Origin of the sequence: Dietzia sp. 111N12-1 (genome assembly GCF_001658045.1) — a bacterium.
Taxonomy (GTDB): Bacteria; Actinomycetota; Actinomycetes; order Mycobacteriales; family Mycobacteriaceae; genus Dietzia; species Dietzia kunjamensis.
In genome coordinates, this window is record NZ_LSSV01000031.1 from 21,183 (window position 1) to 39,721 (window position 18,539).

General features: G+C 70.4%; 19 protein-coding genes and 1 riboswitch. Of the genes, 12 read left to right on the forward strand and 7 right to left on the reverse strand.

All coding sequences use genetic code 11. The annotated features are described in order from the left end of the window. Positions 1-50: 50 nt before the first annotated feature. The 11 genes from AYO52_RS08250 to AYO52_RS08300 all read left to right on the forward strand — a co-directional run bounded on the left by AYO52_RS08250 (position 51) and on the right by AYO52_RS08300 (position 12,516). Complete coding sequence (locus AYO52_RS08250) at positions 51-1,190, forward strand: hypothetical protein (RefSeq protein ID WP_067715779.1); 1,140 nt, start codon at positions 51-53, stop codon at positions 1,188-1,190. An 87-nt stretch (positions 1,191-1,277) separates the two neighbouring features. Next, positions 1,278-3,575: an accessory Sec system translocase SecA2 gene (secA2, locus tag AYO52_RS08255; protein ID WP_067715782.1), complete on the forward strand. Its 2,298-nt coding sequence runs from the start codon at positions 1,278-1,280 to the stop codon at positions 3,573-3,575. Then, on the forward strand, positions 3,572-4,336 hold the full coding sequence (locus AYO52_RS08260) for a CDP-alcohol phosphatidyltransferase family protein (protein WP_082923877.1): 765 nt from the start codon (positions 3,572-3,574) through the stop codon (positions 4,334-4,336). Before secA2 ends, AYO52_RS08260 begins: the two co-directional genes overlap by 4 nt. A gap of 47 nt (positions 4,337-4,383) precedes the next feature. Continuing rightward, on the forward strand, positions 4,384-4,788 hold the full coding sequence (gene gcvH, locus AYO52_RS08265) for a glycine cleavage system protein GcvH (RefSeq protein ID WP_067715784.1): 405 nt from the start codon (positions 4,384-4,386) through the stop codon (positions 4,786-4,788). 121 nt (positions 4,789-4,909) lie between these two features. Further along, positions 4,910-5,329, forward strand: a complete 420-nt coding sequence (locus AYO52_RS08270) for an FHA domain-containing protein (protein WP_172812138.1) — start codon at positions 4,910-4,912, stop codon at positions 5,327-5,329. Continuing rightward, positions 5,326-6,060, forward strand: a complete 735-nt coding sequence (locus AYO52_RS08275) for a MerR family transcriptional regulator (RefSeq protein WP_067715790.1) — start codon at positions 5,326-5,328, stop codon at positions 6,058-6,060. The genes AYO52_RS08270 and AYO52_RS08275 overlap by 4 nt, the downstream gene beginning before the upstream one ends. Positions 6,061-6,140: 80 nt before the next feature. Then, positions 6,141-6,641, forward strand: coding sequence for a bifunctional nuclease family protein (locus AYO52_RS08280; protein WP_096907250.1), 501 nt, complete (start codon positions 6,141-6,143; stop codon positions 6,639-6,641). Positions 6,642-6,991: 350 nt separating this feature from the next. Next, a complete protein-coding gene (locus tag AYO52_RS08285; protein ID WP_235027748.1) occupies positions 6,992-7,531 on the forward strand; it encodes a MerR family transcriptional regulator in 540 nt (179 codons plus the stop codon). Between the two features lie 34 nt (positions 7,532-7,565). Beyond that, positions 7,566-7,664, forward strand: a riboswitch (glycine riboswitch). Between the two features lie 177 nt (positions 7,665-7,841). Further along, entirely contained in the window at positions 7,842-10,721 is a 2,880-nt protein-coding gene (gcvP, locus tag AYO52_RS08290; RefSeq protein ID WP_172812136.1) for an aminomethyl-transferring glycine dehydrogenase, read from the forward strand. 50 nt (positions 10,722-10,771) lie between these two features. Further along, on the forward strand, positions 10,772-11,599 hold the full coding sequence (locus AYO52_RS08295; protein ID WP_067715796.1) for a hypothetical protein: 828 nt from the start codon (positions 10,772-10,774) through the stop codon (positions 11,597-11,599). Between the two features lie 26 nt (positions 11,600-11,625). Next, entirely contained in the window at positions 11,626-12,516 is an 891-nt protein-coding gene (locus AYO52_RS08300) for an alpha/beta fold hydrolase (RefSeq protein WP_082923882.1), read from the forward strand. On the opposite strand, the gene AYO52_RS08305 is transcribed toward AYO52_RS08300, so the two are convergent. Beyond that, a complete protein-coding gene (locus AYO52_RS08305) occupies positions 12,491-14,047 on the reverse strand; it encodes a fatty acyl-CoA synthetase (RefSeq protein ID WP_067715801.1) in 1,557 nt (518 codons plus the stop codon). The two genes, AYO52_RS08300 and AYO52_RS08305, sit on opposite strands and share 26 nt — an antisense overlap. Positions 14,048-14,089: 42 nt before the next feature. After that, positions 14,090-14,338: a hypothetical protein gene (locus AYO52_RS08310; RefSeq protein ID WP_120283106.1), complete on the reverse strand. Its 249-nt coding sequence runs from the start codon at positions 14,336-14,338 to the stop codon at positions 14,090-14,092. Positions 14,339-14,478: 140 nt separating this feature from the next. Between AYO52_RS08310 and AYO52_RS08315 the strand changes: the two genes are divergently transcribed. Further along, a complete protein-coding gene (locus AYO52_RS08315) occupies positions 14,479-14,862 on the forward strand; it encodes a YchJ family protein (RefSeq protein WP_067715806.1) in 384 nt (127 codons plus the stop codon). On the opposite strand, the gene AYO52_RS08320 is transcribed toward AYO52_RS08315, so the two are convergent. The 5 genes from AYO52_RS08320 to AYO52_RS08340 form a co-directional block, all read right to left on the reverse strand. Beyond that, positions 14,859-15,398 carry a hypothetical protein gene (locus tag AYO52_RS08320; protein ID WP_067715809.1) on the reverse strand — a complete coding sequence of 180 codons (540 nt, stop codon included), beginning with the start codon at positions 15,396-15,398 and terminating at the stop codon, positions 14,859-14,861. The two genes, AYO52_RS08315 and AYO52_RS08320, sit on opposite strands and share 4 nt — an antisense overlap. 55 nt (positions 15,399-15,453) lie before the next feature. Continuing rightward, on the reverse strand, positions 15,454-16,455 hold the full coding sequence (locus AYO52_RS08325; protein ID WP_067715812.1) for a hypothetical protein: 1,002 nt from the start codon (positions 16,453-16,455) through the stop codon (positions 15,454-15,456). Between the two features lie 79 nt (positions 16,456-16,534). After that, positions 16,535-17,350, reverse strand: a complete 816-nt coding sequence (locus tag AYO52_RS08330; RefSeq protein ID WP_067715878.1) for an NUDIX hydrolase — start codon at positions 17,348-17,350, stop codon at positions 16,535-16,537. 52 nt (positions 17,351-17,402) lie between these two features. Beyond that, entirely contained in the window at positions 17,403-18,023 is a 621-nt protein-coding gene (locus AYO52_RS08335; protein ID WP_067715815.1) for a TetR/AcrR family transcriptional regulator, read from the reverse strand. Further along, positions 18,020-18,478 (reverse strand): DUF3817 domain-containing protein, encoded by a 459-nt coding sequence (locus tag AYO52_RS08340; protein ID WP_172812137.1) that lies wholly within the window; start codon positions 18,476-18,478, stop codon positions 18,020-18,022. The genes AYO52_RS08335 and AYO52_RS08340 overlap by 4 nt, the downstream gene beginning before the upstream one ends. Positions 18,479-18,539: the final 61 nt, after the last annotated feature.

Here is an 18,539-nt window from a genome sequence, read left to right on the forward strand (position 1 = left end):
AGGTATCCCGTGAGAAGAGCCGCGCGCCGGACGCGCGGGCGAGGAGGGGCATGGCCGACGAGCGCACGCCACAGACGGCACGGGACCGGATCGTGTCCGATATCGACCGCATGTGCCGGGGGGAGGGGCAGGCCCCTGTGGCAGAGTTGTCCGACCGGGCGGCTCTGCTCGTCGCCTGCGGGCTGATCGAACCCTGCATCGGCGACGTCGTCCTGGCCCGGATGCACCGCAATCTGCCGTTCCCGACGGTGAACGGATTCCACCAGGTCCGGATCATCGAGGAGCAGCGCCACGATCTGAGGCGGACCCTCGGCACCCCGGTGCCCTCCATGTTGCGCATGGCGCTGCGGACCCGACTCGCAGATCTCGACCGGAAGTACCTCGTCCTGCGGACCGGGTTCACCCGGGGTTCCGGCGTCTGGGCTTTCCGGGTCAAGGACATCCGCGCCGACCGGCGGCGCGGTGTGCACCTGGACACCGATGACCGTGGCCGGTTGTTCGACGCCCTGGCATCGACGCCGACCATGGCCCCCGTCCCGCTCGTGCCCCGGACCCTCGCGGAGCTCGGGACGGTCGCAGCGGCCAGAGGGCAGCGGGAGATGGGCCGGGTGGTGTTGCCACCACGGGTGCAGTCGGTGGTGCAGTCCCTTCCCTCGCTCCCGCACATCCGCGCGGACCGGCGTCGGATTCCCGAGATGTATACGGCAACCCTCATGGAGGTCGGTGGTCTGTACGACCGTCTGTACCGCGCGTACTCGCGGGGCGGACGGTCGGTGGAGGAGATCCGGCTGCAGTTCGACGCCGAATCCGAGGTGGTCGGCCTCGCCGGGGATCTGTGCCGACTGCGCGAGGCCGCGGCCACGGTCGGGGTGCCGCCGGCGAGCGACGGTTTCACCACTCTGACCGGTATGGGCGTCTCCATCGACGAGGTGTGGGCGGAGGTCGTCGACAGGGCGGTCGCGTTCCGGGAGCTCGTCGAGTCGGTGGAGTCGCGGGCCGAGGCCGCGGTGGCGGAGGCGGACCGTCTCGCCGGCATCGCCCGTGACAACGGTGTGGCGTCGCCCTCGACCCCCTACCGTCCCTCCCCGGCGGATGTGGCGGCCGAGCATCTGGCGGCGCGCGCGGGTGACCGGATGCTCTCGACGGAGGCCATGCGGAGGTTGCGCGGCCAGATCGACCCCGACCGCTAGACGCCGCGACCGGAGGGGCGCGTCCCCGACGGCGTCCCGCCTGCGTACGGTGGGAGCATCTGTTCGTCACCGGGAAGGACTCCACGCGTGGGACTGGCCAACCGCTTCTGGAAGCTCATGGGCTCCACCCAGGGACGCGACACCTCGAGCGCGCAGAGCGCGGTCGAGATGTCGCACGGGTTCGACGAGTGGGCGGCAGGACTGGACGACGACGAGTTCGCGGACGCCGCGCACGGGCTGCAGCTCTTCGGTGATCCGCCCGAGGATCTCGCCCGGTTCCTCGCGTTGGCGAGGGAGTCCGCCACCCGGACCGTCGGTCTGAGGCCGTTCGGCGTCCAGCTCCAGGGAGCGTTGCGGATGTTCGCCGGCGATGTCGTCGAGATGGCGACCGGCGAGGGCAAGACACTCTCGGGGGCGGTGGCCGCCGCCGGCTACGCCCTCCAGGGCCACACGGTGCACGTCATCTCGGTCAACGACTATCTCGCCGCCCGGGACGCGCGCTGGATGGGGCCGATGTTCGAAATGCTCGGGCTCTCGGTCGGCCACGTGACGGAGTCCTCGACGCGCGACGAGCGACGTATCGCCTATTCCTGCGATGTCACGTACGGCTCGGTCTCCGAGATCGGGTTCGACGTCCTCCGCGAACAGTTGGTGACCGACCCCGCGGATCTCATCGCCCCGACCACCGACGTGGCCCTGGTGGACGAGGCCGATTCGGTGTTGGTGGACGAGGCGCTCGTGCCGCTGGTCCTGGCCGGCTCGACCTCCGGGGAGGCGCCGACAGGTGAGGTCCTGGCCGCGGTGCGCAAGCTGCGACCGGGTCGGCACTACGAGACCGACGCCGACCGCCGCAACATCTTCCTCACCGACGACGGCGCCGAGGCCATCGAGACCGAGCTCGGCATCCCCGACCTCTACGACGCCGACCACGTCGGTACGACCCTGGTCCAGGTCAACGTCGCGCTCCACGCGTGCTTCCTGCTGCGTAGGGACGTGGACTACATCGTCCGCGACGGACGGGTGCAGCTCGTCAACGCGTCCCGCGGACGGGTGGCCGAGCTCCAGCGGTGGCCGGACGGGCTCCAGGCCGCCGTGGAGGCCAAGGAGGGCGTCGCGGTGTCCGAGGCGGGGCAGATCCTGGACAGCATCACGGTCCAGGCGTTCATCGGCCGGTACGACAAGGTATGCGGGATGACCGGCACCGCGCTGGCGGCGGGTGCCCAGTTGCGCGAGTTCTACTCCCTGGGCGTGTCCCGGATCGACCCCAACGCCCCGAACATCCGGTTCGACGAGGCCGACCGCACCTACATCGACACCGACAGCAAGACCCGCGCGCTGGTCGAACACATCGCTGCTGTCCACGCCACCGGTCAGCCGGTCCTGGTGGGCACCCACGACGTGGCCGAGTCCGAGGAACTGGCCGCACGGCTCGCCGAGAAGGGGGTCGAGTGCTCGGTCCTCAACGCCAAGAACGACGAGGAGGAGGCGGCCATCATCGCCGAGGCCGGTGACGTCGGCAACGTCACCGTCTCCACCCAGATGGCCGGGCGCGGGACGGACATCCGCCTCGGCGGTTCCGACGAGGCCCGACGCGACGAGGTCGTGGAACTCGGCGGTCTCCACGTGGTGGGTACCGGACGGCACCGGACCGAGCGGCTCGACAACCAGCTCAGGGGACGGGCGGGGCGTCAGGGCGACCCGGGCAGCTCGGTGTTCTTCGCCGCCATGGACGACCCCGTGGTGACCTCGGCGCTCGAACCCGAAAAGATCCCGACCAGCCACGACAGGATGTCCGGGTTGCTCAAGGGCAATCGCGGGCGCGACGCCGTCGATCACGCCCAGCGGGTGACCGAGGGGCAGATGCTGGAGATCCACGCCAACACCTGGCGCTACAGTCGTCTCCTCGCCGAGCAGCGCGACATCCTCGCCGAGCGACGTGCCGCGCTGCTCCGCACGGACAAGGCGTTCGAGGAACTCACGGCACATGATCCCGAACGGAGTGCCCGACTGGTGGAGGCGCACGGCCGCGACGCCGTGGTGCAGGGATGCCGCGAGATCATGCTGTGGCATCTCGACCGTGGTTGGGCGCGACATCTCGAGACGATGAACGACGTCCGCGAATCGATCCACCTCCGCGCGCTGGGACGCGAGAACCCCCTCGACGAGTTCCACCGGATCGCGATCGACCACTTCCGCGATCTCGCCTCCGACGCGGTCCGCAAGTCCGAGGCCACGTTCGCCGAGATCGAGTTCACCGCCTCCGGGGTGGACCTCGAGGCCAATTCCATGGCACGGCCCACCTCGACCTGGACCTACATGGTCCACGACAACCCGATGGCGGCCGGCGGGAACGTCTTCTCCGGGATGATGTCGACGTTCCGATGAGTGCGGCGCGTGACGGTCGACGGGAGACCGACCTCCGGGAATGGCGGACCGGCGAGGGCAAGGTCCTCGGGGCCAGGATCCCCCCGCCGCGGGACGGCCACCTGTCCGCGGCGGTCCCGCCCGGCCTGGGGCCCGATACGCCCGCGAGGGTTCCGGAGGTCAGCGACCGGTTCTGGACGTTGCCCAACGCGATCTCCCTGGGGCGCATCGCCCTGATCCCGGTCCTCGTGCTGAGCATCCTGGCGTGGGATGACCCACCCCTGGCGTTGTGGCTCCTCGGGGTGCTGGTGGTGTCGGACTGGCTCGACGGCAAGATCGCCCGCCTGTGGAACATGCGCTCCACCTGGGGCGAGCGTCTGGACCCGATCGCCGACAGGATCCTCGTCGCCGCCGTCCCCGTCTCCTTCGCCGTGGCGGGATACATCCCGGTGTGGATCGTGGTGGTGCTGATCGCGCGTGATCTCCTACTGACGGCCACGCTCCCGGTCTATCGCCGGCGCGGGCTGGACCCCGAGGTCACCTATCTGGGCAAGGCGGCGACCTTCGCCCTGTTCTGGTCGCTCCCACTGCTGCTGACCGGCCACGCCGGAGTACCGGGAGGCCAGGCCTTCGAACTCGTGGGGGAGGCGTGCCTGTACTGGGGTGTCGGCCTGTACGCCTGGAGTGGGGGCATCTACGTCTGGCAGGCGTCGAGGATCGCGCGGGCGGTTCGCCCGCGCGGGGTCCGATCGGCTGATGTGGGGGCGCCCGACGGTGTGTAATGTCGCCAGATGGAATTCGAAGTGAGCCACTCGAGAAGGGCGCGTCAGTGAGCGATCAGAACATCCCCGACCAGCTCCGGTACACCGATGAGCACGAGTGGGTGGAGCGGGTGTCGGACACCCGCGTGCGCATCGGAATCACCGAGTACGCGCAGTCCAAGTTGGGCGACATCGTGTTCGTCCAACTCCCGGACGTCGGTGGGGAGACCGAGTCGGGTGAGCCCTTCGGTGAGGTCGAGTCGCCGAAGAGCGTGTCCGACCTCTACGCGCCACTGAGCGGCAAGGTCGTCGAGGTCAACACCGCCCTCGAGACGTCTCCCGAACTGGTCAACTCGGATCCGTACGGTGAGGGGTGGATCGTCGTCCTCGAGATCGCCGATGTGGACGACCTGGAGTCCCAGCTCGAGCAGACCCTCGATTCGGACGGGTACGCCAAGATCACCGAGGGCTGAGCGGGTAGTCGCCGCCCCCGGGCCCCGCGACCGGGGACTCCGACATAGAATCAACAGCACCGCACGGTGAGCCCCCGCTGGGCTCGGACGAGGAGATACGAACGTGACCGAGAACAAGAACATGCCCGAGGCGACCGCCGAGACCACCTCGGTGTTCCGTGCCGAGCTCCTCAACGAATCCGACCAGCAGGCGGCCCAGTCCGACTCCGCCGTCACCGGTGTCGAGGGGCTCCCCGAGGGGCAGGCGCTGCTCGTGGTCAAGCGTGGCCCCAACGCGGGGTCGAGGTTCCTGCTCGACCAGGCCACCACGTCCGCGGGACGGCACCCGGACAGCGACATCTTCCTCGACGACGTGACGGTGAGCCGGCGGCACGCCGAGTTCCGGAGCGAGAGCGAGACCTTCACCGTCGTCGACGTGGGGTCGCTGAACGGTACCTACGTCAATCGTGAGCCCGTGGACTCGGCGTCGCTGTCCAACGGCGACGAGGTCCAGATCGGCAAGTTCCGTCTCGTCTTCCTGACGGGTACGCCCGGGCAGTGACCGCCGCCGGACAGGGCGCCCCGAGGGAGGAGTACCTCTCCATCGGGGGCGTCATCGCACTTCTGAGTCCGGAGTTCCCGGACCTGACGGTGTCGAAGGTCCGGTTCCTCGAGAACGAGGGGCTGGTCACCCCTGAGCGCACGGCGAGCGGATACCGGCGGTTCAGCGTCGAGGACCGCGAGCGCCTGCGGTACGTACTGACCGCCCAGCGCGATCGGTACCTGCCGCTCAAGGTGATCCGGCAGGAACTCGACGCACTGGACGCCGGCATCGCCGACGGGTCGACCACCGCGCTGCGGCCCCGGTCGGGTGAGGACGGCGTCCCCGGCTCCGCCCCGGACGATTTCCGGAGCGACACCCTGAAGAGGCTCACCCGCGAGAACGTGGTCGAGCAGTCCGGGGTGGACGCCGCACTGGTCGACGCCTTGATCGACGCCGGCCTGATCGCGGCGGGGCCCGGCGGCTTCTTCGACCCGGAAGCGGTCCTGGTGGCGCGGACCGCGCACGATCTGGCCGGGCACGGGGTGGACGTGCGCCACCTCAGGGGTTTCCGCACGGCGGCGGATCGGCAGACCGGCTTGATCACCCAGATCGCCGGCCCGGTGGCCCGCCAGGGCGATGCCGATGCCCGTGACCGGGCCGCGGAGTTGGCGCGGGAGATCGCGGCACTGTCGGTGTCGCTCCATTCGACCCTGGTGACCGTCGCCGTGAGGCACGCCCTCGAGTCCTGACAGGGACAGCGCCCGCTCGCGGTGAACCGGATCGGGGCTACGCTTGAGACGTGGGAGAGGCGGAGAACATGGGAAAGAACATGCGCGAGGTCGACATCGTCGGCGTCCGTTTCGAGGAGCCGGAGTACGCACCCGTACTGATCCTGCACGAGAAGGACGGTGGCCGGTACGTACCGATCTGGATCGGGGCGGCCGAAGCCGCGGCGATCAGCCTCCAACAGCAGGGGGTGCGGCCGAGCAGGCCGCTGACCCACGACCTCGTGGCCGCGCTACTGGACACCTTCTCGCATCCGCTGGAGCAGGTGGAGATCATCGGAGTGTCCGAGGGGACGTTCTTCGCGGAGTTGGTCTTCGGCGACACGAGGGTGTCCGCGCGCCCGTCCGACGCGGTGGCGGTTGCACTGCGGACCTCCTCGCCGGTACTCGTGAGCCGGGAGGTGCTCGACGAGGTGGGGATCTCCCTCGTGGAGCAGGGCGAGGAAGAGGTCGAAGCCTTCCGGGAGTTCCTCGATCAGGTGAACCCTGACGATTTTCTCGGCGGACCGGAGGCGCCCAGAGAACCGGGCGGGTCATCGTCCTGACGCCTGCGACCTGCGAGTTTGGCATTCACAGTGGCCACACCGATACCAGTTCGCAGGTCAGGACAGACTCTAAACTTCAACTTGAGGTTGAGGTTTACCGCGTGTCCTATTGATCAGGGCCCCCGGCGGGCATAGCGTTGCCCTCAGTGAACTACACCGATGGTGTTCACGCGTCCAGGATCCGGGCCTCGTCGCCCGGTACCGTGTCGTCACGATCGTGGCGACACCCGCAGCTTGAGGGAGCAATCGTGGCCGACCACACCCGGGTCTCGGAGCCGTCCGTCGCCGATACGAACACGGAGAGTCTCTTCGGGGACCGAGGAGAGGGCACCCAGGCTTCCTTCGACGAGGTGCAGCCCGGGTTGTTCCCCGATGACGGGATCCCGGACGGCACGAGCGGGTACCGGGTCCCGATCGCATGCCAGATCGCCGGGATCACCTACCGGCAGCTCGATTACTGGGCACGCACCGACCTCGTGGTGCCGTCGATCCGCAATGCGGCCGGCTCGGGTAGCCAGCGCCTGTACTCGTTCAAGGACATCCTCGTCCTGAAGATCGTCAAGCAGCTGCTCGACACCGGCATCTCGCTGCAGAACATCCGCAAGGCCGTGGACCAGATCCGTTCACGTGGTGTGGAGGATCTGGCGACCATCACCCTGTTCTCCGACGGCCGCACCGTGTTCGAGTGCACCTCCAAGGAGGAGGTGTTCGACCTGCTGCAGGGCGGGCAGGGTGTCTTCGGGATCGGGATCGGGGGAGCGATGCGTGAGCTCGCCGGCTCGATCGCCGAGTTCCCCGCCGAGACGGTGTCGGAGGAGGACATCCTGACGCCGGTGGAGGACGAACTGGCGGCCCGTCGGCGCGCACGCGCCTCACGCCGCACGGGCTGATCGGCTCGGGTGGTCTAGACTCGGCCGTGCGTTCACGCGACTCACGGGAGAGCTCCGCGGCCTACGGGCCGTGGGCGCCGAAGGAGCAACTCCTCTCCGAGAATCTCTCAGGCACCCGGACCGTGTAGTCGCCTAACGCCTCTGGAGAGCGGTGGAACAGACCACCCGCCCACGGGGAAAGCCGGGCTCGCCTCGCGAGTCCGGTGAATCTCTCAGGCGCCGGCACCCGTCCGGCAGGGGACAGAGCGGAGAGGGTAGCACCGGCCCGCAGGCCGCCTGTCCGGGCGGCCCCGCCACCTGAGGAGCACCTGTGACGACGACCCCCGACATCTCCCGGACCGGAGGCGAGTTCGTCGCCCGCCACCTGGGTCCCGACGCCCACGGCCTGGAACGCATCCTGGACACCATCGGGGTGAGCTCGCTGGACGAGCTCGCCGAGCGGTCCGTCCCGTCGGTCATCCTCGACGAGGTGGGCGCGGACGGGCGTGCTGAGGGGATCGACGCGCTACCGGAGCCGCTGTCGGAGGCGGACACCCTCGCCGCGCTCCGTGAACTCGCGAACCGCAACACCGTCGCCGTGTCGATGATCGGCCAGGGGTACTACGACACGCTCACCCCGCCGGTGCTCATCCGCAACATCATCGAGAGTCCGGCGTGGTACACGGGCTACACCCCCTACCAGCCGGAGATCAGCCAGGGCCGTCTCGAGGCGCTCCTGAATTTCCAGACGATGGTCTCCGACCTGACCGGTATGGACATGGCGAACGCCTCCATGCTGGACGAGGGCACAGCCGCGGCCGAGGCCATGACGATGCTGCGACGGGCCAACCGCTCCTCCAAGAGCCCCCGCTTCGCCGTCGACGTCGACATCTTCCCCCAGACCGCGGCGATCCTCGCCACCCGCGCCGAGCCCCTGGGCATCGAGATCGTCACCGCGAACCTGGTGGACGACGGCCTGCCCGAGGGAGAGTTCTTCGGGGCGCTCGTGCAGACCCCCGGCGCGTCCGGTCGTGTCGCCGACGTGTCCGGGCTCATCGAGCAGTGCCACGAGCGGGGCGCCATGGTCGCCGCGGGTGTCGACCTGCTGGCGGCGACGGTCCTGACCCCCGCGGGGGAGAAGGGCGCGGACGCGTGCTTCGGCACCACCCAGCGCTTCGGGGTCCCGATGGGCTTCGGCGGGCCGCACGCCGGTTTCCTCGCGTGCCGCAGCGCGCACGCCCGCAACCTGCCGGGTCGTCTGGTCGGGGTGTCGACAGACGCCGACGGACGGGTCGCGTACCGTCTCGCCCTCCAGACCCGTGAGCAGCACATCCGTCGTGAGAAGGCGACGTCCAACATCTGCACCGCCCAGGTCCTCCTGGCGGTCCTGGCCGCGATGTATGCGTCCTATCACGGCGCCGACGGTCTCTCGGCGATCGCCCGCCGGGTGCACGCCCACGCCGATGCTCTCGCCCGGGGACTGCGCTCGGCCGGGGTCGAGGTGGTCCACGACGCGTTCTTCGACACGGTCCTGACCCGTGTACCGGGACGCGCTGATGAGGTACTGGCCGCCGCCGCCGAGCGTGGGGTCAATCTGTGGAAGGTCGACGACGACTCCGTGTCGATCGCGTGTGACGAGGCCACCACCGCCGAGCACGTCGGGGTCGTGCTCGAGGCATTCGGCGCAGGTGCCGTCGGGGCCGTCGAGATCTCGGTGGATCCGGGCCACGGGGATCGCACGAGCGAGTTCCTCCAGCACGAGGCGTTCGTGCGGTACCGGACCGAGACCGCGATGCTGAGATACCTGCGAGCGCTCTCGGACAAGGACATGGCGCTGGACCGGACCATGATCCCACTGGGCTCGTGCACGATGAAGCTCAACGCCACCACCGAGATGGAGCCCATCACGTGGCCGGAGTTCAACCGACTCCACCCGTTCGCCCCGGCGGACCAGAGCGCCGGACTCCGCGAACTCGTCGCGGATGTCGAGCAGTGGCTCGTCGACATCACCGGGTACGCGGCGGTCAGTCTGCAGCCCAACGCCGGTAGCCAGGGCGAGTACGCCGGACTCCTCGCGATCCGCGGTTACCACCGATCGCGCGGGGAGGAGGACCGGACGGTCTGCCTCATCCCGTCGTCCGCGCACGGCACCAATGCCGCCTCCGCGGTCATGGCCGGGATGAAGGTCGTCGTGGTGGCGTGCCGTGAGAACGGCGACGTCGACGTGGACGACCTGCGCGCGAAGGTGGACAAGTACGGCGCCGAACTGTCGGCGATCATGATCACCTACCCGTCCACACACGGCGTGTACGAGCACGACATCGAGCAGATCTGCGCGATCGTCCACGATGCCGGGGGTCAGGTCTACATCGACGGGGCCAACCTCAACGCGCTGGTCGGGGTCGCGCGCCCGGGCCGGTTCGGGGGCGACGTGAGCCACCTCAACCTGCACAAGACCTTCTGTATCCCCCACGGTGGCGGTGGACCGGGCGTCGGCCCCGTCGCGGTGGCCGAGCACCTGCGCGATTTCCTGCCCGGGCATCCCCACGAGGACGGCCTGGGCGCGGGTGGCGTGGTCTCCTCGGCCGCGTTCGGCTCCGCGTCGATCCTGCCCATCACGTGGGCGTACGTGCGGATGATGGGGGCCGACGGACTGCGCCGGGCCACGCTCACCGCCATCGCCAGCGCGAACTATCTGGCCCGGCGTATCGGGGAGCACTTCCCGGTGCTGTACTCCGGTGACGGCGGGTGGGTCGCCCACGAGTGCATCCTCGACCTGCGCCCGCTCATCGACTCGGTCGGCATCTCGATCGACGACGTCGCGAAGCGTCTCGCCGACTACGGCTTCCACGCGCCCACCATGAGCTTCCCGGTGCCCAACACGCTCATGGTCGAGCCGACCGAGAGCGAGGACCTGTCCGAACTGGACGCGTTCTGTGATGCGATGGCGGCCATACGCTCCGAGATCGACCGCGTCTCCGACGGTGAGTGGACCGTGGACGACAACCCGCTCAGGGGCGCGCCCCACACGGCCGAGAGCGTGTCCGCCGACGAGTGGACGCACGCCTACCCGCGCAGCGTCGCGGGGTACCCCCTGGGGTCGACCTGGCGCCCGAAGGTGTGGCCGGCCGTCCGCCGGATCGACGGGGCCTACGGCGACCGCAACCTGGTCTGCTCGTGCCCGCCGTTGGACGCGTTCGCACAGGACTGAACCGGCGCCGGGGTCCGGTGTTGTCGTACCCGCATGACACGGTACGGGGCATGACGACGACCGGACCCCACCCGATCCCCGCACTCCCCGCGGCCTGCCGCGAGTGGTGCCGCGCGCAGCCTCCCGCGCTGCTGGTCGCCGACGAGTACGTCGGGATCGATCTGGACCTGTGGAACCTGCGCCTCGCAGAGAAGGGCGTCGACCTCCGCCTGGTCGCCGGTGGCCTCGACGGCGGGCGGGTCGAGTCCGGGTCCGGGTACCTCCGCAGGAGCGACCTGTGGGCGGCGGGTCGGCGCGCCCGGGGCAGTCTCGAGGAATCCGTGGTGGCGCTCTACATGTGCGCCGCCTGGCTGTCCGGCCACCCGTCGCGATCGGGGGTGCGGCGCGGGCTGCCGGACTTCCGGGTAGCCGAGCGGGACCGGCACGGTCGGGTATCGGTCTCCTCCCACGGATACCCACTCGTGCTGCACGAGGTGGTGGACTGGCTCGACGCGCCGGTTGAGGCGATGAACCTCCTGCGGCACGGAGCTCCCGCCGGCAGAGCGGGGCGCGGCGTTCCGGACCTGGGGTATCCCCTGGCATCGCTGTACCTGTCGTCGTTGGGCATGGCCTGGTCGGCGCCGCATATCGTGCCGGTCGATCCGGCGGGGATCGGCACCCTGATCCACGCCGGCTGGACCGAGATCGACTCGGCCGCCCGGCTGACCCCCCGGCGCTACCAGCGATACCTGGACGTGGTCGCCGCGTGGGTGCGCGAGGCGGCCGTCGACCCGCTGGTTATCGAGATGTGGCTCGTCCGGGAGTGGCACGACCGGCGGGCGCCGGCCGGCTGCTCGAGCGCGTCCGCCCGGACGCATCGGGGAACCCGCCCGCGCTGACCCGGTGGCGCGCTAGGGTCCGCTCCATGGAACCCCGGAGAACGACCGTGGACGTCCCGGCAGGCACCCTCGACGTCCTGGTGTGGGAGCCGGACGGCCACGCGGCCGACACTGCACCGGTGCGGACGGTGTTGGCCCTGCACGGCTTCCCCGAGTCGGCGTGGGAATGGGAACGCGTCGCCGCGGACCTGGTGACTCAGGGGGTCCGGGTGGTGGCCCCCATGCAGCGTGGATACTCGCCCGGAGCGCGTCCGCACGATGTGGCGGACTATGCCATCGAGCACCTGTCGGCTGACGCCCTCGCCGTGGCGGACGGTCTGGGGCTCGAGCGTGTCCACGTGGTGGGTCATGACTGGGGGGCGTCCGTGGCATGGTGGTTGGCCGCCCACCATCCGGATCGGGTCGCCAGCCTCACGGCCATCTCGATCCCGCATCTCGCGGCGTTCTCCGACGCGATCGGGACGGATCCCGATCAGCAGGCCCGGTCGGCGTACTTCGGATTGTTCCGACAGGAGGGCAAGGCCGAGGACGTGCTCCTCGAGGGAGATGCCCACCGACTGCGCGCCATGTTCGGCGGGCAGGTACCGCCGGATCTGGTGGACCGGCATCTCGAGGTGCTCGGGGAGCGCTCGGCCCTGACCGCAGCCCTGCACTGGTACCGCGCGATGCGGCGGTATGACCTCCCCGACGTCACCGTCCCCACCACCTTCCTGTGGGGCGGGCAGGATCCCGCGGTCGCGCGCAGCGGGGCCGACGCGACGGCGGAGCGGGTGACGGCCGAGTACCGTTTCGTCCCGCTCGATGACCTCGGCCACTGGATACCGGAACAGGACCCCCGCGTTGGTGGCACGCGAGGTCCTGGCCCGGATCGCCTGACCGCCCCGAGGCGTGTCAGTCCTGCCGCAACTCCCGCTTGAGGAGCTTTCCGGACTGGTTGCGGGGCAGTTCATCGACGAACACCACCCGCTTGGGCACCTTGAACGGGGCGAGGTGCTCGCGCGTGCCCGCGACGATCTCGTCCTCCGTGGCGTGAGCTCCGTCCTTGAGGACGACGACCGCGGTCACCGCCTCGATCCACTTGGGATCCGGGGTGCCGATCACGGCGACCTCGGCGACCCGCTCGTCCCGGTACACGGCGTCCTCCACCTCGCGGGAGGCCACCAGGACACCGCCGGTGTTGATGACGTCCTTGATCCGGTCGACCACCTCGACGAACCCCTCCGGGTCACGCACCACGAGGTCCCCGGAGTGGAACCACCCGTCGCGGAACGCCTCCTGCGTGGCCTCGGGCTTGTTCCAGTACCCCTGGCACAGTTGCGGGGAGCGGTAGACGATCTCACCCTGCTCGCCGGCCGCGACCTCCGCGCCGCTCTCGTCGACGACGCGCGCCTCGACGAAGAAGACGGGACGGCCGGCACTGGCCGGGCGTGCATCGTGCTCCTCGGGACGCAGGACGCACGCCAGCGGCCCGATCTCGGACTGCCCGAAGCAGTTGTAGAACCCGAGCTCGGGGTACTTGTCGCGCAGGCGCTGCAGCACGGTGACCGGCATGATCGACGCGCCGTACTGGGCCTTGCGCAGGCTCGACAGGTCACGCGTGTCGAGGTCGGGGTGGGAGGCCAGCGGAACCCAGACCGTCGGTGCGAGGAACAGCGACCCGATCCCGTCCTCCTCGACGCGCCGGAGGATCTCCGGGATGTCGGGCGCGGCCATCAGGTGCACCGTCGCCCCCAGCGAGAGGTACGGCATCGCGAACACGTGCATGGCCGCGGAGTGGTACAGCGGCATCGTCACCAGTGGTGCGTCATCCGCGGCGAGGTCGAGGGAGAGGATGCAGCTGACGTACTCGTGCGCCAGTGCCGCGTGCGTCATCATCGCGCCCTTGGGCCGCGAGGTGGTGCCCGAGGTGTACAGGAGCTGCGCGAGGTCGCTCCCGGATGCGGGGGAGTCGACGGGCCGGGCCTCGCCCCGATCCACTGCCGCGCCCAGCAGCGTGCCGTCGGCGGGGTCCCCGGCGGCGGGTTGCAGCGCGAGCGTCTGCAGCGACGGCAGGGTCTGGACGACGGTCTCGAGGGTCGGCGCCTGTGCGGGGTCGACCAGCACGAGTGAGGCGCCGGAATCCGTCAGGAGGTACTCGAGCTCTCCGCCCGTCAGGGCGTAGTTCACCGGGACGTGGGTGTACCCCGCCCGTGAGGTCGCGAGGAAGCCGATGAGGTAGGCGTCCGAATTGACCCCGTAGGCGGCGATCCGCGCACCGTCGTCGAGCCCCCGAGCGGCGAGCAGGGAGGCGACCCGGTCGACCGCGGTGTCGAGTTCGGCGTAGGTCCAGCGACGGTCGGCGAAGGTCAGGGCGACCCGGTCGGGGAACCGGGAGGCGGACCGTCGCAGGATCGCGTCGACGGTCCCGGCGCCGGCGGACGAGAGGGGGGACAGAGGGGTCGTTGTCATGGTCCGACTCTATAGCGGACGGTGACGTCGTACCCCGGGTGGTCAGTCGCCGGACCGGAGGAGGTCCAGGACGGCCCGGGGGATCTCCCCGGTGGCCTCGCGCGGGGTCCACGGTTCACTCGGGACCCACTGGGATCCGCATCCGCGGCACGCGAACAGCGGCTCTCCCCGACGTTCGACCGGGGTCTCGTTCCAATTGCACAGGTCGCGGCAGGAGCGCACGCGAAGGGGTGCGAGGTCGGGGTCCGGGCGGCGTCGCGTGAGCGAGCGGAGGGAAGCGAAACCAGTCATGTCACCAGCGAGGATAGACCGCCGGGAAGGCCGGGGGTAGGCGGGCGGCGTCCGGTGGCGGGGCTGGGCGGGTCGGTGGCCGCCCGGTGCGGCGGCGGTAGCCTGAGGGGATCGGATCGCAGGGGGAACGGAGTGGACCGATGAGCGCATGCCCGTGTGGCAGTGGGGACGGGTTCGGGACGTGCTGCGGTCCGTTCGTCGAGGACGGCCTACCCGCGCGCACGGCCGAGCGGCTGATGCGGTCGCGGTACACGGCGTTCGTGCTGGGGCACACGGACCATCTCTGGCGCACGTGGCATCCCCGGACCAGACCGCCGACGGTCGAGGCATCCGACGTGGAGTGGACCGGGCTCACCGTCGTGGAGGTGGTCGCCGGAGATGAGGGCGACGACGACGGGGTGGTCGAGTTCGAAGCGCGGTACACCGGCCCGGAGGGCCCGACCGTGATGCGGGAACGGTCGCTGTTCGAGCGCAGGGGCGGGCGCTGGACGTACCTGACGGGGTCGGATCCCGCGGGCGACTAGGACCGGGCGGGGTCGTCCGGCTGGCGGGTCACGATGAACGAACCGATCGTGCCGGGGGTGGTCACATCGATCCGGCCGATCCTGACACCGCGGGGCACCGTCCAGGCCACCATTCCCCGGATCTCCTCGCCGGGGGTGGCCAGGACCGAGGGGACCAGCGGGTCGTCGACGATTCCCGCGGGGTTCTGGATCCGCTCGAAGGGTCGTCCCGAGGGGTCGAAGGCGGAGAAGTCGGCCGGACCCAGCTCGGGCTGCCCGGACGACTGCACGGCACGGACATCCACCACCAGCACGGCGTCCGAGTACGCGGAGGACGGCTCGATCCGCAGGTTCGACACGGTGACGGTGGCGTCCCACAGATCGCCCGAGACGGGGAACGGGCGGTCGAACTGCTGGGATGAGGGCAGCGGGCCGCTGGGCTCGGCGGTGGGGACGGGCACGGCGCGTTCGTCGTCGTCGCCGAGGAGCGACGGAGAGCAGGCACTGGTCAACACGGTCGCCGCCGTGACCACGGCGGCGAGGGCGGCGCGACGCATAGGGGCGCTCCTGTGGCGGGATCGTGCGCCGGGCCGGTCCCGGCAGTCCCTGATCCTACGGCCCGTCGGGGTCGGGGTCATCGGAGGCTCGCAGGTCCCGCGAGTGTTTGCCCGCGACCCGGCGTACGAGGTCCGGGTAGACGTCATCGAGCTCCGCGGAGATCTCGGCCAGCTGGATCTTGAAGTTGACCGGCACGAACACCCGGTCGACGAACTCCGACTCGGCGGTGATCGCCTCGCCGTCGAAGACGTACCGGCACCACAAGGAGTCGCGGTTGAGGATCGCGACCTCGGTCTCCGCGGCGGCCGCGTCCTCCACCGCCGACACCAGCGGACTGCGGAACACGATGAGCGGCAGGGAACGGTGCGCGCGCACGAAGAGCAGGACGCACCCGGCGGGGACGGTGAAGACATCGTGCTCGTCGGCCCGGACGCGCCGCCGGTAGACCTCGGTGAGGGCCGCTTCCACAGCCCGGGTCGCCTGGTCCGGATCGGTGATCGGCTGCGGGCGGAAGTCGTCCTCGCCGCCCGGGGGGCTCCCGGCGTCGGACGGGTCCCCGTCCGGGTCCCCGTCCGGAGGCCCGGGCTCGACCGGACGCGCGCCGACGAGGTCATCCGGATCGGAGTCGGTGACATCGTGCAGGAACACCGGGTGTCGGATCCCGAACACCTGTTCCAGGGTCCCGGCGACGAGGTGGGACAGCTCGCGGGCCCGGTCCGTCGTCAGGCTGACACGTGGGCCGGCGGCGGGATCCGGTTCACGACCCGTGTCGGCGGCCTGCCATCCGAGGGCCGAGAGCTGCGCCAGTTGCGCGGGGCGCAGGGGGGTGGGGGTGTCCTCAGAACCGCCGCCGGAGACCTCGGCGTCGACCCGCCCGGAGGCGACGGCGGTGAACCGGATGTACGGCGTGTGCGCGGAGGGCGCACCGAGGACGGGTACCGCCAGGTCGAAGATCGCGCCGGGGACCAGGTCGCGCAGGAGATCGGCCAGGTGGGAGGCGAAACGGTCCCACCCGGCCGCGATCGACGCGTCCACGTCGAACTCGAATGCCGGCATGCAAGGCAGTCAACCACCGAGCCACCGTCTCCGTGAGCGGTTCGACAGGGTCCGGCGCACGGGTCCCGGCGCGCGCCGATCAGTTCCCGGTCGGCGGATGCCCTGCCTGATAGTCCGACCAGTACTCGTCGGAGCCGTCGAACCCGACCCTGATGCCGCCGCGGTGCTCGATGATCTCCGGTTGGATCGGCGCGATGGTCCGGGACGCGGCCAGTGCGGAGTCGACGTCAGCGAACTCGGCGAGGTGGCGTAGCTGGGTCCAGGTGGGCGGCAGCAGCATCGAGTGGCCCGTACGGAAGTCCGCCAGCAGGTCCACGGGGCGGGCCCACATGGTCAGGTCCACCTCGGTGGTCAGGTCGTCCGGCTCCTGCCCGCCCGGCAGTGCGGCGAGGAAGAACCGGGTGTCGTACCGGCGCTTCTCGACCTCGGGAGTGATCCAGTGGTCGAACGGACGGAGACGGCCGGCGGCCAGCGAGAGCTCCTCCCGCTCCAGGAAGCCGCTGAACGACAATTCGTGGGCTTCGAGCTCGGCCCGGGCCGAGTGGTACCTGCCGGCATCCGAGACCGCGGCTCCGTCGAGGTGATCCGCCAACAGGACACCGCACTCCTCGAACGTCTCCCGGGCGGCGGCGCAGACCAGCCGGCGGGCCCGCGGCTCGTCGCACCCGAGGCGCTCGGCCCACCAGGTGGGGGCCGGGCCCGTCCACGCGAGGTCGGGGTCGTCGTCGGCGGCGTCCACCCCTCCACCCGGGAAGACGGTCATCCCACCGGCGAACGCCATACCCTTGACGCGGCGGGCGACGAACACCTCCGGGCCGGCGGTGGAATCGCGGATCACCATCACGGTGGAGGCGTCCTTGACGGGGCGGGCGGTGCTCTGGTCAACCTCGGTCATGCTGTCAGTCTCGCCCGACGCGGTGGCGCGCCCCACACCGGGGTGGGTGTGGTCAGTCGGAACCCGTGGCGGCCGGAGGCAGGACGCCGTAGAGCACGTGGCGGACCTGCTCGGTGACAGTCCCGCGGCTGTCGCTGACGGGGGAGCGCTCCACCCCGCACCGCACGATGGTCATGTAGAGCACGTCGAACACGGTCTGGGCCGGACCGGCGAGGTCGTCCGCGGTCGCGGAGGTGCCCGAGTGACCTGCGAGGACGCCGGCGATGAGGTCGCGAAGCTCTCCGAGGATGCGTTGCGCCTCCGCGCGGTGCGGCCCGGGCTCCCCGAACAGCGTCTCGCGGTGGTACGCCGCGATGTTCTCCGGCTGCCTGTCGAGCGCCACCAGGAGAGGTTCGCACAGGGTGACGAGATCGTTCACCGGGTCGCCGGTGGCCGGGACGGTCTCGACCATCGCGCGGAACTCGTCGTTGGCGACCATGCACAACAGTTCGCCCTTGGACTGCGCGTACCGGAACAGCGTCCCCGTCCCGACCTCGGCCAGATCGGCGACCTCCTGGGTGGTCACCGAGGAGTAGCCGCGACGGGTGAACAGGTCGCGGGCGGCCGCGTGGATGCGCCGCTGCTTGTCGGCCTTGTTCAACTCCCGGCGGCCGGGTTCGCGGGTGGGGGTCACGAGAACCACTCGGTCGGCGGGCCGGCCATCAGCAACAGCGAGAACACGATCGCCACCACGACGAGCGTCGCCACCAACGCGAGGGCGGGCGACCGCACCGCGAAGGCCAGCACGCGCTCCGGGAGCGTACGCGGGGCGTCGCCCTCCGGGCCGACCCGCCACGGGCCGTCGAGCAGTCCACGACGCTCCACCGACCGCTCGAACGGGACGGTCGCATAGGGGATCACGGCGGAGGCCAGACCGAGGACCCCGGTTCCGGCGCCCCACCGCTTGTCGGTCCACACCGCGACGGTGGCGACGGCGTAGCAGAGGAACACGAACCCGTGGACGCTGCCGCCGACCATGGTGGCCCAGTCGAACCCGAAGGCGTACTTGCCGATCATGCCGAGGATCAGGAGCGTCCAGGTGACCACCTCCGCCAACGCGAGCCTCTTGTACAGGATGCGGGGGGTCACAGCTGTCCTCCATCGGTCGGGTCCGGGTCCGTCGGACATCGTACGGACCCGGGCCCCGAGA

Bases quoted from the DNA above. Each gene is read 5' to 3' on its own strand.
- AYO52_RS08280 (WP_096907250.1), top strand. From the start codon at position 6,141: ATGCGCGAGGTCGACATCGTCGGCGTCCGTTTCGAGGAGCCGGAGTAC.
- AYO52_RS08315 (WP_067715806.1), top strand. From the start codon at position 14,479: ATGAGCGCATGCCCGTGTGGCAGTGGGGACGGGTTCGGGACGTGCTGC.
- AYO52_RS08260 (WP_082923877.1), top strand. From the start codon at position 3,572: ATGAGTGCGGCGCGTGACGGTCGACGGGAGACCGACCTCCGGGAATGG.
- AYO52_RS08320 (WP_067715809.1), bottom strand. From the start codon at position 15,398: ATGCGTCGCGCCGCCCTCGCCGCCGTGGTCACGGCGGCGACCGTGTTG.
- AYO52_RS08305 (WP_067715801.1), bottom strand. From the start codon at position 14,047: ATGACAACGACCCCTCTGTCCCCCCTCTCGTCCGCCGGCGCCGGGACC.
- AYO52_RS08250 (WP_067715779.1), top strand. From the start codon at position 51: ATGGCCGACGAGCGCACGCCACAGACGGCACGGGACCGGATCGTGTCC.
- AYO52_RS08295 (WP_067715796.1), top strand. From the start codon at position 10,772: ATGACGACGACCGGACCCCACCCGATCCCCGCACTCCCCGCGGCCTGC.
- AYO52_RS08330 (WP_067715878.1), bottom strand. From the start codon at position 17,350: ATGACCGAGGTTGACCAGAGCACCGCCCGCCCCGTCAAGGACGCCTCC.
- AYO52_RS08270 (WP_172812138.1), top strand. From the start codon at position 4,910: ATGCCCGAGGCGACCGCCGAGACCACCTCGGTGTTCCGTGCCGAGCTC.
- AYO52_RS08325 (WP_067715812.1), bottom strand. From the start codon at position 16,455: ATGCCGGCATTCGAGTTCGACGTGGACGCGTCGATCGCGGCCGGGTGG.
- AYO52_RS08300 (WP_082923882.1), top strand. From the start codon at position 11,626: ATGGAACCCCGGAGAACGACCGTGGACGTCCCGGCAGGCACCCTCGAC.
- AYO52_RS08310 (WP_120283106.1), bottom strand. From the start codon at position 14,338: ATGACTGGTTTCGCTTCCCTCCGCTCGCTCACGCGACGCCGCCCGGAC.